Origin of the sequence: Pseudomonas sp. VD-NE ins (assembly GCF_031882575.1) — a bacterium.
GTDB classification, from domain to species: domain Bacteria; phylum Pseudomonadota; class Gammaproteobacteria; order Pseudomonadales; family Pseudomonadaceae; genus Aquipseudomonas; species Aquipseudomonas fluorescens_BZ.
Window position 1 is genome coordinate 2,412,759 of sequence record NZ_CP134772.1, and the last position, 12,867, is coordinate 2,425,625.

Sequence of the window (12,867 nt, forward strand, 5' to 3'; positions counted from 1 at the left end):
GGGAGAGACGGACATGAAAAGAATAATCGCGTTAGGGCTGCTGTTGGCGACATTACAAGGGTGCAGTCTGCGTGAGCCGATGTCGGCCGAGCAGGACACCGAAACCCCGACCCTGACCCCCAGGGCCTCGACTTATTACGACTTGCTGAAGATGCCGCGGCCCAAGGGGCGGTTGATGGCGGTGGTGTACGGGTTCCGTGATCAGACCGGGCAGTACAAGCCGACGCCGGCGAGTTCGTTTTCCACCAGCGTGACTCAGGGTGCGGCGTCGATGTTGATGGACGCGATGCAGGCCAGTGGCTGGTTTGTCGTGCTGGAGCGGGAAGGGCTGCAGAACTTGCTGACTGAACGCAAGATCATTCGCGCGTCGCAGAAGAAGCCGAATACGCCGGTGAATATTCAGGGTGAGCTGCCGCCGTTGCAGGCGGCGAACATGATGCTCGAGGGTGGGATCATCGCTTATGACACGAATGTGCGTAGCGGTGGGGAAGGGGCGCGGTATTTGGGGATTGATATTTCTCGGGAATATCGGGTGGATCAGGTGACTGTGAACTTGCGTGCGGTGGATGTGCGCAGTGGGCAGGTGTTGGCGAATGTGATGACCAGCAAGACGATTTATTCGGTGGCGCGTAGCGCGGGGATTTTCAAGTTTATCGAGTTTAAAAAGTTGCTTGAGGCTGAGGTTGGGTATACGACGAATGAGCCGGCGCAGCTTTGTGTTCTGTCGGCGATTGAGGCGGCGGTGGGGCATATGGTGGCGCAGGGGATTGAGCGGCATTTGTGGCAGGTGGCGGGGGACGCTTCTGTGCCTGGGCAGGATGATGTGTTGAATCGGTATTTGACTCAGAACAAGGTTGATCCTGAGGCGGAGTGAGCTGTTGGATCTTTGAGCTTGGCGGCCTGACAGCCGACCAGGCTCTCTCGGTCGAAACCGGTTTAAACCTGTAGGAGTGAGCCTGCTCGCGATAGCTATCTCTCAGACACAGTTGCTATTGCGGATGTACCCAAATCCTTGTGGGAGCTGGCTTGCCAGCGATGGCGGCCTTATAGCCGACCAACCTCTGGCAGATGTATCCAGTTCCAACTGTGGGAGCGAGCTTGCTCGCGAAGGCTTTCTGTCAGGCGGTAGGGTTCTTTCTGATTGAGTACATATCCATTCCTGCGGCAACGGCCACCTAGGGTTTCGCCCTTACGGCGACTCACTTTTTTTCAAACGCGGTACGTGTCAAGGTACCTGTCGCCTTGGTCCTACAACTGCTAGCCCATTACGCCCTTAATTTCAGGGCGTTCTGGGTTTAAATAAACTGCGTCTGCCAGTTTCCAGTTTCGTGTTCGAGTACTCCAGCGGCTTGGATTAGCTTCCCTGGCATCCTCATAAAGCTCTGTTCTAGCTTGTAATAGGGCGGTTGCTTTGCCCTCGTGCCGTTGGTTTGGCGTGACGTATTTCAAGGCGCTGTGGCGGTGATCTTCGTTGTACCACTCGATGAACGTCTGCACCCAAAGCCTTGCATCAGTGACCGTATCAAATGGTTGATCGGGCCAAAGCGGGCAGTACTTTGCAGTGCGAAAAAGTGCTTCGGCGTAAGCGTTGTCATTGCTCACTCTTGGCCGGCTAAAAGAAGGTTCTACACCCAGCGCGACCATGCTTTCACGCAACAAAGAACCTCTCATCACGTGTCCATTATCTGAGTGCAACACCAGCGGACGACCTGCAGTATGTTCCCGTAAACATCCCTTTGTGAGCAGTTCACAGGCGTGTTCGGCGCTCTCCACCTCGTGGACTTCATTGGCGACCAGTTTGCGGCTGTAGACGTCCTTGACCATGTACCAGTAGAAAAAACGGCCCTTCACTGTGCTCGGCAACCAGGTGATGTCCCAGCACCACACCTGATTGGGGCCATCAGCGCGATGCGTCGTCAGTACTCTGCGTTTTGGGGCTTTGGCCCGGCCGCGACGGACGTTTTGATTGACGGCTTTCAACACACGATAAAACGTCGACTCCGAAGCCAGATAAATGCCTTCATCGGCCAGCTTAGGCACGATTTGGTGTGGGGTCAGGCTGGCGTAGCCAGCCTGATTGGCAGCATCCAGCACCGCTTGACGCTCCGTATCACTGAGCTTGTTAGCCGGAGCTGCACGTTGAGCCAACTGTCGTCCGTCACACGACGAGTGTTGCCAGCGTTGAACTGTGCGCAGGCTCAGACCCAGTTCATTGCAAGCGCGGTATCGACGAGCGCCATTCAGCACTGCGTCGGCAATCAACTTCATGGCTTGCGTACGATCAGAGGCGTTGATCAGTCTTCCTTGTCCTTGCCCCAGATCGCATTGGCTTTTTTTCTGAGCTCCAGCAACGCCACCGCCTCTGCACGACTGGCATCAGACTGAATCAGTTGGCGCTCAAGTATTTTGATGCGCCGTTGCTCGGCCGTTTTTGAAGTTCGAGAGGAGAGATCAACAACGGGATTAGCGTTTTGGCATGCCACTCGCCACTGTTGGATTTGCTCAGGGTAAATGCCTTTGATTCGGCAATATTGAGAGATCTCGACCTCGCTCAACGGCGCGGTTTCCATGACGGCATTGAATTTATCGGCGCTAGACCATTGGTCACTGGTCTTGCCGTTTCCCGGAACAATTAAGCCTTTGTCTCTAGCCATTTGTCTCCAGTTTCGCAGTGACTGTGGCGTGAGATTGAGTGCAGAGGCAAGTTCCGCCACTGATCGATTGAGTGGCGGCATCATTTGCAGAACGACCCAATCTTTGAAGTCGTTGTCGTAGCGTTTGCCCATTTTGGACATGGTTATGCACCTTCGCCCTCTTGAGTAGTTGAGTCAATCAACAAGGGCGACAGGTAGCCTGACACGGAGGGAACGCCAAAAAAAGTAAGCAAAAAACGCTTGCTCCTACGTACGGCCCGCTCGCTGGGGCTCGGGGTTCCTTCGCTCCGGGATCGATCCGGGCGCAGCGCCTACGGTTTGCTTCGCTGCACCTCCTCTCGCTGTGTTTGGCTGCGCCAAACGGTCGCTGCGCTCCCACCCCCGGATCAATCCCTCCACTCAGCCTTCCGACGTCGCCCGTGGGTCAAGATCAAGAGCTGCAGCCGAGCTAACGCTCATCCTGTTGAGTGGGGCGGCTTTGCCGCTTGGGTTGTACGCACATTGAAATTGTGGGTGCGAGCTTGCTCGCGAAGGCGGCCTGAAAGCCGACCAATCTCTGTCGGAATACACTGAACCAAACTGTGGCTTTCCCAGAGTCACGATTGGGCTTTTTCGGAGGGGTGACGTTAGAATGCCATCACTTTCGCAATTCAAAAGGAATGAATAAGTGCTGATATTGTTCGGGCTGGTGTTTGTGCTGACTGTCGTGTTTGCCGTTTATGGGGTGGTTGGCCTGATAGCGCCGAAGGTATACAGGAACAAAAAAACCGGCAACGTTCCCGGCCGGTTGAGCAGTTTTCTGACGGGGATAATCCTGACGTCGCTGTCCTTCGCTCTTCTGACCTATCTCTCTACCCAGATTCAGCATGCCGGTAGATCTGAGGTGGTGTCCGCCAGCGCCAACCGCAACGCTGCACCTTCAGCGACCTCGTTGGGGCTGACCGCTTCCGAATTCCATGACGCGTTCAACGCTGCCATTGGCCGATACAATAAAAATTATAAAATCGCCGACTTTGAAGTTCGGACAGGCGGAGCCCAGCCGACGTTTTTGTATCAATTGAGCAAGGATCTGCTGATGCAGGGAACCATTGATACGAATGATGCCAACGTAGATGGCGTGACCCTGATGGTTTTTTCGCCGAGCGGCAGCGAGGAAGAACAACGGCAGATATTGACTGTTTTGCTTGCGACGACTGAGGCGCTCAACCCCGACATCCCGGTGGAGGAAAACAAGAAAATCGTCATGGACGTGTTCCATGAGTCTATTGTGAATTTCAACTCCAAGGTGGGCGTCCAGCGGATAGTCGGCGACCTGACTTACTCATCGATCACGCTTGAATACACGGGATTGTGGTTCGTTATCACAAAGAGCAACAAGAGCTGAGTGTTCACCAGCACATAAACATCCGCGACCTCTTCATCAGGAAGTCGCGGGTTACCCGTATCCAATTCCCCGCTATCGCAAAGCGTTTGCCTGGCACCGCCCATCCTTTCTGAATGCAGCCAATCGGTGTGGGTTTTGATTTTTCTTTTCTGTCGCAGCTGCGGTGCGACGATTCGACTTGCCAGCGATGGCGGCCTGACAGGCAACAAATCTCTTCCATCTGCACTCAGTTCCCCTGTGGGAGCGAGCTTGCTCGCGAAGGCTTTCTGTCAGGCGGTGGGGTTCTTTCTGATTGAGTACATATCCATTCCTGCGGCAATGGCCATCTAGGGTTTCGCCCTTACGGCGACTCACTTTTTTTCAAACGCCGGAATGCCGGCCCAGCAAAAAGTAAGCAAAAAACGCTTGCTCCTACGTGCGGCCCGCTCGCTAGGGCTCGGGGTTCCTTCGCTGCGGGATCGATCCGGGCGCAGCGCCTACGGTTTGCTTCGCTGCACCTCCTCTCGCTGTGTTTGGCTGCGCCAAACGGTCGCTGCGCTCCCACGCCCGGATCAATCCCGGAACGAAGCCTTCCGACGTCGCCCGTGGATCAAGATCAAAAGCTGCAGCCGAGCTAACGCTCATCCTGTTGAGTGGTGAGAAGCACGGCGTGCTTGGCTTTTGATCTTCGTAGGAGCTGAGCTTGCTCGCGAAGGCGGCCTGACAGCCACCCAATCTCTTGCTGACAGCACGCGATTCAATTGTAGGAGTGAGCCTGCTCGCGATAGCTATCTCTCAGACACCAGTAGCTATTGCGGATGTACCCAAATCCTTGTGGGAGCTGGCTTGCCAGCGATGGCGATCTATGAGCCGACCAATTCCCGCCGGTTGCTCTCATTCACTGTAGGAGCTGCCGAAGGCTGCGATCTTTTGACTCTGATTTTTTAAGATGAATATCAAAATCAAGATCAAAAGATCGCAGCCTTCGGCAGCTCCTACACATGCGTATTTCAATTCGGGATGTTTAAAGGATGTTTCGATTTTGCGGAACCTTCCCACAAGGTTTTCAGGTTGTCCGTCGGACGTCTGGTCTCTAGCCTGTATTCGTCGCTGCCAATTCAGCGACCGGGCGTGGAAACCCGAGTAACTACAGAGCGCACAAGCGCCATTCATAACGTATCCTTGCGCACCTTCACTGTGTGCACTTTGTTATGGCGGCTGTGCGTGGGAGACCTTGTGTCTGCCGGGTTGCCTCTGTCCCGGGTTTCCAACCTGCGTACAGCTGCCACCTATTCGCTTGGAAACCGAATGGGGGGCCAGCTATAACCGTCATACAGGGTAAATAATCATGAAAAAACCAACACCCAACCCCCCAGAATCAGACACCAACACCACATCCCCCTACGCCTCCGTCGACAGCAAAAAACTCCACGAAGCCGCCGACCGTGCCCTCGACTTCTACCTCAACCCCACACCTCACATCATGTCCAGCACCAACGAGCCGGAACCCATGTACCTCGCCAACCCCAGGTACAACACCGAATCCCTGCTGGCCAACGCCAGCGAAACCCTAGGCTCGGCCAGCGAAATGCTGATCAACTTCGCCGCCTCGCTGGAAACTTCACAACGCAAGACAGCATTGGGCATCGCTCAAGTCGTCATGCTGGGCGAACTGGCGGTGAATCAAGCGCTGGATCACGTCGAGTTGAAGGATGGCTGATTGATCGTTCCCACGCAGAGCGTGGGAACGATCAAGAACAGAAACCGCGTTTACACTCAGTCCGGAGGCACCATGGGTCCCCTGTTTTCCTCAACCGTTCCAGAGTTCGAAAGCGAAGAACAAGCCGCCAGCTACGACCATTGGCTCTGTGCCAAAGTCCAGAAATCAATGAATGACCCACGCCCCAGCATTCCGAATGAGCAGGTAATGGCAGAGATGAAGGCATTGATGGCGGAACAGCGAATCAAACATGAGGCTCGTGAGGCGTTGCGCTAGGAAGACCCGGTTCCTAAAGATTGATCGTACCCAATAAAAAACCGCGCTCCTGAAGGCAGCGCGGTTTTTTGTTGATGAATGGCTTAGAAAGAATCGCGTCTCGGATACTCCTGACGCGCATGCAGAACGTTCACGATTTCGATCCGATCTGTCACTCGATAAATGATCAGATAGCTGGAATTTACGACGATCTCCCGAGTGCCGGTGATCCGGCCTGATCGATAGAGATAGGGATGATCAGGAAGATAAGCTATGGCCTTTCCAACTGCCTTCAAGATCTCTTTGGCTGCTCCAACATTCCTTTCGACTATGTATTCGAGCACTGTTACCAGCTTCGCCCGTGCTTCGGGCCTCCACTCAATCGGCCTCGAAACCATTGTCTTTTGCCTTAATCAAGGCATATATCTCGGCCATTACTTGTTCATGCGAAAGATTCGGACGCGGATCATCGAGAGACGCTTGTACTTCCGCCCTGAACCAACGGTCATAACTCGCAGCCTGTTCTTCAGGATCAAGGTCCGAGACGACTGGGCACAGTGGGTCAATCATCTTTTGGTCGATCATGGCACCTCCGGGATCAATGCCTGGAAGTCTATTCGGTAAGGGGAATGTTGTCGTGGTTGTCTGGATGAATTGCACGTTGGTCGAGCTCCTTTGGGTTCAGGTTGTCCCGAAAAATCCTAGTCCTTGCGCTTCCGACGGCCAACCGCCAGAGGTAGTAGGAAAACGTGCAGCTTTTCCAGAAACCATTCCTTTTTCTGTAGGACGTGGCTGATCTGACGCTTTAAAGAACGCGTGTCGTTGATCGGTCCTACGGACACAAAAAAACCGCGACCCCCCTCACCAGAGAATCGCGGCTCATCAACACCCAACCCCTACTGCTGCAACACCGTCGCCTGGTTAGCCGACCCGAACTGCTGAATATTCGCCGTCTGCGTAACCCCACTCTGATCAACATTGGCAATGTTCCCCGTGCCGCCCTGGGTCACGTACGCCACGTTCATCGTATCTGCCTGCTTAACAGTGATCATGTTGTCACTGCCATACAACTGCGCGGTATACGCCTGATTGCCCGACCCGGACTGATCGAACTCGGCGCTGTTACCCGTGCCATTCGAAGAACCCTGCACCAGGTTTCCAGTGCCGCGCTGATCCGAGATCAAAATGTTGTCGCTACCGTTCTGATCAAAATACAGCTCGTTATACGACTCCGCCTGACTGACCGTGGTCTTGTTGCCAGTCCCGGTCTGATGTGTGGTCATCACATGGCCGACGCCATCCTGAGTGAAGCTGGCGATGTTGCCATTGCCCGCTTGAGTGACGGTCGCACGCTGGTTGCTGCCGAACTGCCCACCCGATTGCGGGCCTTTCCAGTTGCTGGCGTAGACCTTGTTGTCGTTGCCCACGGAGGTGGCGCTGAGCGTGTGGCCGTCGCCGCTCTGATAGGTGTAGTGCACGTTGCCATTGCCGACTTGATACAGCGCCAGTGTCGAGTTGACCGATTCGAACTGGTCGGCGTAGATCGCGTTGGTATTGCCGACCTGGGTGACGGCGGCGGTGTTGTTTTCGCCGAAACTTTGATCGACCACGGTTTCGTTGCTGTCGCCGTATTGGTTGACGGTGGCCTGGCTGGCCAGTTGCGAGTCTTGCCAGATTTCGCTGCCGTTGAGGTTGCCGAACTGGTTGATGGTGATGTTGCCGCCGGTGCCGTTGCGCTGGTCGCCGTAGGCGTAGTTGCTTTCGCCAGCCTGGTTGATGCCGATCTGGCCGCCGTTGTGGGTGACTTGTTCGGCGGTGCCGTAGTTGGCGGTGCCGTATTGAGTGATCACCGAGCTGTTGCCGCTGCCTTCATAGAGTTGTTCGATGTTGGCTTCGTTGCTGTCGCCGAACTGGAAGGTTTTGCCTTCGCTGCCGTTCTGCGAATCCTGATAGATGAACGAAAAGTTGCCAGTGCCCTGCTGTTGTTGCAACGCATTGTTTGGTGAGCCGAAGCCCAGCGACTGGCTGGCGTGGGCGGTGTTGAAGGCGCCGGCTTGTTGCTGGGTGATGGTGGCGTTGTCTTCGTAAAGTTGTTCGGCGTAACCGGCGTTGTAGTCGCCGACCGCGTCCTGGGTGATCACGCTGGTGGCGTGGTCTTGCACGGCGGCGGCGTCGTTGCCCTGGCCCAATTGGGTCTGGGTGGCGGTGCTGAACGGCGCCTGGGTCTGTTTCACGTCGGCGATGTTGGCGGTACCGACCTGGCTTTGGTTGGACAGGCTGTCGTCGGCCATAGCCTGGGCACTGATCATGACCAGCAGGGCGGCGGTGAGGGGCGTCAGTTTGAACATGATTGAACTCTCCGATGATTTGCAGTGCTTAGCGATATTGCTTGACCGAAACGCTCATGCCGTTGCCCGACTGGGTCACGGCGCTTTGCAGCCCCGTGCCGGCCTGCTCGATGCTGGCGTCGTTGTTGTTGCCGTTTTGCGAAATCTGCGCGCGGTTGTGGCTGCCGTTCTGCGTGATGGAAGCGGCGTTGCCGGAACCGTTCTGGTTGATCAGCGCCATCAGGTCGCTGCCCTGTTGCAGGATGTACGCTTCCTGATTGCTGCCCGACTGCACGATCTGCCCGAGCAGCGACTGACCGTTCTGTTGCAGCAGGGCGACGTTGGCCTGGCCGAGCTGGTCGATCAGGGCTTGCTGACCCACCGGTGGGGGCAGTTCGCCGAGGTCGCTGCTGGTCGGGGCCAGGTCGTCGTTGTCCATCAGGTCGTCGGCGCGCGCACCGGCACTGCTGCACAGCAGAAGCAGGCAAAGCAGGGCGGCGGTCGGCGTGTTCATGGCTCACATCCTGTCAGGCGTTAACCGGTTCGAAGTCGGCCCCAGCCACCCGAGAGTGGCTGGGGATCTGGCTTACAGCGTGGTCACCGAAACCGTGCGCACGGTGCCCTGGGACGAGCGGATCGTCGCGGTCGGGTTGGCCGATGGCACTACCAGCGTGTTGTTCAGCGTCAGCCGCCAGCGTCCGGTGACCGGTACGGTGGTGGTGCCGAGGGTGACCAGCCCGGTCGGGGTGGTGACCTGCACGGTGATGGTGTTGCCGGTGGTTACCGACGAGGTGCCGGCGAAGTCCCAGTTGAAGCGTCCGCCCGAGCGTGCCTGCACCGTCGAGGTGGTGATGGTGAAGGTTTCCGCTGCTGGCCGTGGCGACACTTGCACCGTGACCGTGGCCGGCGTCGACAGGGCGCCGAAGCTGTCCCGGGCGATGTAGGTGAAAGTCGTGGTGAATGCCGTGGTCACGGTGGCCGGTGGCGTGTAGTTGATCACCGTGCCGTCAGTGCTGACCGTGCCACGGCCGGCGGCTGGTTGGGTCAGGCTGGCGACGCCCAGCGGCACGTTGCCTTCCGGATCGGTGTCGTTGGCCAGCACGTTGATCGGGATCGCCACACCCAGCGTTGCGACGCTGTCGGCGACGGCGGTCGGTGCCCGGTTTGGCGCGACGGTGATCGTCACGGTGGCCGGGTTGGCCGAGGCCAGGCCTTTGGCGTCCTGCGCTTTGTAGGTGAAGGTGGTGGTCAGTGGGGTGTTGACCACGGCTGGCGGGGTGTAGACCACAGCGGCGGTACCGCTGAGGGCGACGGTGCCTTGACCGGCCGCTGGTTGGGTCAACGCAGTGATGCTCAGCGGATTATTACCGTCGGGATCGCTGTCGTTGGTCAACAGGCTGAGGGTGATCGGTACGCCGAAGCTGGTGCTGCCGGTGTCAGCATTGCTGATGGGGGCTTGGTTTTCACCGGTGTCCGGTGCGGTGCCGACTACGACTACGGGCTCGGTGTCACTGCCGCCAGCGGCGGATTTCACCGTCACGGTGGCCGGTGGCTGAGTCAGATCGGCGACGGTGATGCGCTGCAGAGTGCCGGTTTTCGACAGACGTCCGTAGCCTTGCGCAACCATGTCCGGGATTGCCACTTCATCGGTCGACGTCGCTTCGATCAACAGGGTTTTGTTGGCCCAGTTGTAGCGCGCTGTCTGCACCTTCACCACGTCTGTGAGCTTGCTCGACACCGAGGTCGGGCGCGTGGTCCCGGCCGGGTTGGTCGCGGTCACGACGACGACTGACGGCAAGGTGCCGTTGCCCAGGCGCTGGCCGAAGAACAATCCGGTGTTGTCACCGGTCAGGCTGGTCTGGCATGGCGTTGGCGGTGGGCCGGGCAGCAGCGCTACGGTTTCACGGAAGCACAGAGTCGAGCTGGCGTCAGCCTTGGCGAACACTTCGGCACGCACACCGGCCGAAGTGCGGCGATAGGTGGCGCGGTCGATGTCGACATGGGTTTGCTGACGGCTGTCGAGCACTTTGCCGGCGACGGTGAACAGGGTGGTTTGAATGGTGCCGGCGCCGGACGGCCCGACGATGCGCACGAAGTTGGTGTTGAACGGGCTGCCGGTCACCGCTTCGGTGAGGTTCGGGTCGCCGACGAAAGTTTCGACGCCGCCGGTGTCCGGGTTCACTTCGGTGTAAGGGCCGTTGACGCTGCGCAGGAACGGGCCGATGGCGCCGTTGAGCGTGCCGCTGAAATCGCCCGGCGCACCGATGCCGATGTCCTTGGTGATGTTGATCGCGCGCCGCCCAGGGGTGGTGACGTTGACCGTTTCCACGCCATACGGGTGAGTGATGACGTAGGTGCCGGCCACGGGCACGTTCACCCGAATGCGGATCCGCGCAAAACTTTGCTGATCGCCGTCCGCCGGGTTTTCCGAGGCGAACGCCGCTTCGATCCCGGCGACATACGCGTCCATGCCAAAACCGGCGCCGTTGTTGGGGATGTTGGTTTCGGCGAGGAACCAGAAGGCTTCCGGCGGCCAGTTGTCGGGGAACACCATCGGCAGGGTGTCGTCGAAGACGCCCGGTTCCGGCAGCAGGGTGCACATGTAGGCCGGTGGCGTGCTGACCGCTACCCGCGAACTGGCGGCGCGTGACTGGCACAGTTCCATCGACAGCAGATTGTTGTCCTGATACCACATCGGGAATTTCCCGGTGGCGAAGGTGTAGGGGCCGGGGTCGACGGCGGCGAGTTGCGCATAGGCACTGCCGGTCAGCGAGAGAGCGAGCCCGAGCGCGTTGAGCGCAAAGCGTGGCCACTTGTTCATGATGCCTCCTGATGCGGATCTGGGCATGTGAGCGTTCATTGCACGATGACCACTTCTTCGGTGTCGCTGCCGCCGTTGGACGACGTCACGCGCACCTTGGCCGGTGGTATCGGCGAGATGCCGGTGGCCAGGGTTTTCAACGCGCCATCGCCGCTCAGCGCACCGATGGCGGCGCCGCTGCCGGAGGTGGCGGTGAGTACGGGGGGCGAGGTTTCGTCACTGGTCGAGGCCACCACGGTGAGTTGTCCGGAGCTGAGGCTGTATTGGGCGCTCTGGATCACCACCAGGTCGGTCAGGGTCATGGGCAGGGTGGTCGGCGTGCTGCTGGCGATGGCCAGGTGGTTGTCGGCGGTCACTTGCAGGACACTCGGCACGGTCGGGTTGGTTGACGATTGCGCGTACCAGGCACCGGTGGAGTTGGCTTCGGTCATGTTCAGCACCGGGGTGAAACTGGTCACGGCGACGGTGCCCGGCGCTGGCGGCGCAAGAACGAACACGTCTTGTTGGGCCACCGGTGCGCTGGTCCCGGCTTTGCGCGAGTAGGTGCTGCGCTGGGTGATCATTGGCGTTGGCCGGACCACGGTCGACAGCTTGCCGGAGACGGCAAACGCCGTCGTACGCAGGTCGATCCCGCCGGGGCCTTCAATGCGCACGTAGTTGGTGTTGAACGGACTGCCTGTGACCGCCTCGCTGAGGTTCGGGTCGCCGACGAATTGCTCGGCGGCGCCGGTCACCGGGTTGGTCTCGGTGTACGGGCCGTTGACGCTGCGCAGGAACGGGCCGATGTCACCCTTGAGCGCGCCGTCGTAGGTTTTCGGCGTGCCGATGCCGATGTCGCGGGTCATGTTGATCGCGCGGCGACCGGGGGTGTCGATGTTGAACACGTCGACGCCGTACGGGTGGGTGATCACGTAAGTGCCAGCGGTCGGCACATCAACGCGAATGCGGATCCGCGCGAAGCTGACTTGATCGCCCTCGACCGGTTCTTCGGCGGCGAATGCGGCTTCGACCGCGCTGACGTAAGTCAGGTCGATCCCGCGCGCGGCGTCGATGAGGGTGGTCTCGCCGGTGAACCAGAACGCTTCATCGGGGAAGTTGCTCGGGAAGACGATCGGCTGGGTGTCGTCGAACACGCCAGGGGTCGGCAGCAGGGAGCACATGTACGAAGGTGCGCCGGGCGTGCTCGGCACACGAGAGCTGAGCGCTTTGGACAGGCACAGATCCAGCGTGCGACCGTGGGTGTCCTGATACCAACTGGCGAAACCACCGTTGGCCGGCGCGTATGGGCCGGGGTCAACAGCAAACAAAGCGGCCTGAGCAATGCCCTGGGCCAAGGCGCTCACGACCAGGACGGTCGCGGTTTTGGACAGTAAAGGGTGCATGAGTTAATCCCTCTATCGAAGTACCTGCCCCTTGGGGATGGGTCAGTTGCACAGGGCCTGTACACCTTCCATGCCAAGGTGCGGTGGTTGGGCGGGAGAGGGCCGGATTAGAAGGGTTGGCGCGTGTGAGGCTGAGGTTTTCAGGCCGCGGGGAAAGGGCGCCATTCCCCAGGATTGGGGACGGTGGGGAGGACATTGAACGTCTGTCGGATGAAAAAACTGTGGGAGCGAGCCTGCTCGCGAAGGCGTATTTCCTGGAACGAAGATGTCGATTGGCCCACCGCATTCGCGAGCAGGCTCGCTCCCACAAGTTTCTTCGGTGAACACCAGATGTGTGAACGACCG

At 58.6% G+C, this 12,867-nt stretch carries 11 protein-coding genes; 4 read left to right on the forward strand and 7 right to left on the reverse strand.

Annotation, left to right across the window (positions count from 1 at the left end; all coding sequences use genetic code 11):
- Positions 1-13: 13 nt before the first annotated feature.
- Entirely contained in the window at positions 14-874 is an 861-nt protein-coding gene (locus RMV17_RS10585; RefSeq protein WP_311886460.1) for a CsgG/HfaB family protein, read from the forward strand.
- A gap of 383 nt (positions 875-1,257) precedes the next feature.
- Here the strand turns inward: RMV17_RS10585 and RMV17_RS10590 are convergent.
- Positions 1,258-2,786, reverse strand: a protein-coding gene (locus RMV17_RS10590; protein ID WP_311887015.1) for an IS3 family transposase whose coding sequence is annotated in 2 segments (ribosomal slippage) — positions 1,258-2,345 and positions 2,345-2,786 — 1,530 coding nt in all. Because the reading frame shifts where the segments join, the coding sequence is not laid out codon by codon here.
- A 535-nt stretch (positions 2,787-3,321) separates the two neighbouring features.
- Between RMV17_RS10590 and RMV17_RS10595 the strand changes: the two genes are divergently transcribed.
- From RMV17_RS10595 to RMV17_RS10605, 3 genes are all read left to right on the forward strand, one after another.
- Positions 3,322-4,038, forward strand: a complete 717-nt coding sequence (locus tag RMV17_RS10595; protein ID WP_108227334.1) for a hypothetical protein — start codon at positions 3,322-3,324, stop codon at positions 4,036-4,038.
- Positions 4,039-5,365: 1,327 nt separating this feature from the next.
- A complete protein-coding gene (locus tag RMV17_RS10600) occupies positions 5,366-5,737 on the forward strand; it encodes a DUF6124 family protein (RefSeq protein WP_093439225.1) in 372 nt (123 codons plus the stop codon).
- A 72-nt stretch (positions 5,738-5,809) separates the two neighbouring features.
- A complete protein-coding gene (locus RMV17_RS10605; protein ID WP_311886461.1) occupies positions 5,810-6,013 on the forward strand; it encodes an antitoxin in 204 nt (67 codons plus the stop codon).
- Positions 6,014-6,096: 83 nt separating this feature from the next.
- Here RMV17_RS10605 and RMV17_RS10610 read toward each other — a convergent pair whose 3' ends face one another.
- The 6 genes from RMV17_RS10610 to RMV17_RS10635 all read right to left on the reverse strand — a co-directional run bounded on the left by RMV17_RS10610 (position 6,097) and on the right by RMV17_RS10635 (position 12,522).
- Entirely contained in the window at positions 6,097-6,390 is a 294-nt protein-coding gene (locus tag RMV17_RS10610) for a type II toxin-antitoxin system RelE/ParE family toxin (RefSeq protein ID WP_081265248.1), read from the reverse strand.
- Entirely contained in the window at positions 6,371-6,577 is a 207-nt protein-coding gene (locus RMV17_RS10615) for an antitoxin (RefSeq protein WP_311886462.1), read from the reverse strand. The genes RMV17_RS10610 and RMV17_RS10615 overlap by 20 nt, the downstream gene beginning before the upstream one ends.
- A 311-nt stretch (positions 6,578-6,888) precedes the next feature.
- Positions 6,889-8,340: a curlin gene (locus RMV17_RS10620; RefSeq protein ID WP_108227192.1), complete on the reverse strand. Its 1,452-nt coding sequence runs from the start codon at positions 8,338-8,340 to the stop codon at positions 6,889-6,891.
- Positions 8,341-8,368: 28 nt separating this feature from the next.
- Positions 8,369-8,833 (reverse strand): curlin, encoded by a 465-nt coding sequence (locus RMV17_RS10625; protein ID WP_311886463.1) that lies wholly within the window; start codon positions 8,831-8,833, stop codon positions 8,369-8,371.
- A gap of 72 nt (positions 8,834-8,905) precedes the next feature.
- Positions 8,906-11,140: an Ig-like domain-containing protein gene (locus RMV17_RS10630; RefSeq protein ID WP_311886464.1), complete on the reverse strand. Its 2,235-nt coding sequence runs from the start codon at positions 11,138-11,140 to the stop codon at positions 8,906-8,908.
- A gap of 35 nt (positions 11,141-11,175) precedes the next feature.
- A complete protein-coding gene (locus tag RMV17_RS10635; protein ID WP_311886465.1) occupies positions 11,176-12,522 on the reverse strand; it encodes a hypothetical protein in 1,347 nt (448 codons plus the stop codon).
- Positions 12,523-12,867 lie beyond the last annotated feature (345 nt).

Excerpts from the sequence above, each read along its gene's own strand:
- RMV17_RS10585 (WP_311886460.1), top strand. The coding sequence starts at position 14 with ATGAAAAGAATAATCGCGTTAGGGCTGCTGTTGGCGACATTACAAGGG.
- RMV17_RS10600 (WP_093439225.1), top strand. The coding sequence starts at position 5,366 with ATGAAAAAACCAACACCCAACCCCCCAGAATCAGACACCAACACCACA.
- RMV17_RS10605 (WP_311886461.1), top strand. The coding sequence starts at position 5,810 with ATGGGTCCCCTGTTTTCCTCAACCGTTCCAGAGTTCGAAAGCGAAGAA.
- RMV17_RS10610 (WP_081265248.1), bottom strand. The coding sequence starts at position 6,390 with ATGGTTTCGAGGCCGATTGAGTGGAGGCCCGAAGCACGGGCGAAGCTG.
- RMV17_RS10615 (WP_311886462.1), bottom strand. The coding sequence starts at position 6,577 with ATGATCGACCAAAAGATGATTGACCCACTGTGCCCAGTCGTCTCGGAC.
- RMV17_RS10620 (WP_108227192.1), bottom strand. The coding sequence starts at position 8,340 with ATGTTCAAACTGACGCCCCTCACCGCCGCCCTGCTGGTCATGATCAGT.
- RMV17_RS10625 (WP_311886463.1), bottom strand. The coding sequence starts at position 8,833 with ATGAACACGCCGACCGCCGCCCTGCTTTGCCTGCTTCTGCTGTGCAGC.
- RMV17_RS10630 (WP_311886464.1), bottom strand. The coding sequence starts at position 11,140 with ATGAACAAGTGGCCACGCTTTGCGCTCAACGCGCTCGGGCTCGCTCTC.
- RMV17_RS10635 (WP_311886465.1), bottom strand. The coding sequence starts at position 12,522 with ATGCACCCTTTACTGTCCAAAACCGCGACCGTCCTGGTCGTGAGCGCC.